The following is a 1,309-nucleotide window of genomic DNA, read 5'->3' as shown; positions in this document are numbered from 1 at the left end:
CGGGCGGTCTTGGAATGCGGCTGGTCTCAAAATGTTCGCGCCTTTCCCCACCCCGGTCGCGCGGGGTTGTGGTGGCGAGCTACGCACGACGGTGTGGGGGTCGACCGTTCACCAAAGCAATGCGGATCATGCTCGGCCCCGCCCACTGTTGCGCCAGACGCCGTCATCGGCCATCAGCTCGCTCAAAATCCCTTCGCGTAAGCCCCGGTCGGCGACGCGCAGCCGCTCCGACGGCCACACCGCACGGATGGCTTCCAGGATAGCACAGCCGGCCAGCACCAGGTCGGCGCGGTCCGTACCGATGCACGGGTTGGCGCAGCGCTGCTGGAAATCCCAGCCGACCAGTTTTTCGACCATGCGGTCGACGCTGTCGCGGTCCATCCACAGCCCGTCGACGCGGCGCCGGTCGTAGCGTTCGAGGTCGAGATGGACGCCGGCCAGCGTCGTCACCGTGCCGGATGTGCCCAGCAGATGGAATTTCGGGCTGGTCAGCACGTGGCTCAACCGGTCGCGACCATCAAAGGATTTTAGCCGCACCGCGACGTCGTCGACCATGGCGGCAAAGATCTCGCGCGTCACCGTGCGGCCGCCAAAACGCTCGGCCAGCGAGACAACGCCGACCGGAAGCGACGTCCACGACACGATGTGGTTGGCAAGCCGCGGCGAGCGCTGGCCGGTGAGGTCGATCAGCGCGATTTCGGACGAGCCGCCGCCGATGTCGAACAGGACCACGCCTTGCGTGTCGCGCTCGACCAGCGAGCCGCAGCCGGATACAGCAAGCCGCGCCTCGGTCTGGCGGTCGATGATTTCCAACTTCAACCCCGCCTCTCGTTCGACGCGCTGCAGGAATTCGACGCCATTATCGGCGGTGCGGCAAGCCTCGGTGGCGATCAGCCGGGCTTTCCTGATCTTGCGGTTGCGCAATTTGTCGCCGCAGATTTTCAGCGCCTCGACGGCGCGGTCCATCGCCGCCTGGCTAAGGTGCCCATTGGCGGTCAGCCCCTCGCCCAGCCTGACGATGCGCGAGAAGGCGTCGACGACGCGGAACTGGCCATGGCGTTGCGGCACCGCGACCAGCAGCCGGCAATTGTTGGTGCCGAGATCGAGCGCGGCAAACACCGGCAGTTCCTGCATCGGCGGCCGATGCATGGGCTGTTCCGGTCGGGGTTGTGGGGCCGAGGGCAAAGGCACGGGCGCTGGAGCGGCCGGGCCGACGGAGGCCGGCGCACCGACCGCCGCGGCCGTTGCGAGAGGGCTGTCGTCGCGCGCAAAAACCTTGCGCCCACGCCGGCGCTTGCGCCGCTTTCTC

General features: G+C 67.6%; 1 protein-coding gene. It reads right to left on the bottom strand.

The window, feature by feature from the left end:
* Positions 1–126: 126 nt before the first annotated feature.
* Positions 127–1,309: Ppx/GppA phosphatase family protein (locus tag NKI37_RS31835; RefSeq protein WP_352794661.1), on the bottom strand; the 1,183-nt coding region annotated here is incomplete at its 5' end.

Origin of the sequence: Mesorhizobium sp. M0626 (genome assembly GCF_040320665.1) — a bacterium.
GTDB lineage: Bacteria > Pseudomonadota > Alphaproteobacteria > Rhizobiales > Rhizobiaceae > Mesorhizobium.
Note: the sequence above shows the minus strand (reverse complement) of the source record. Positions and strands in the feature narration are given on the sequence as shown.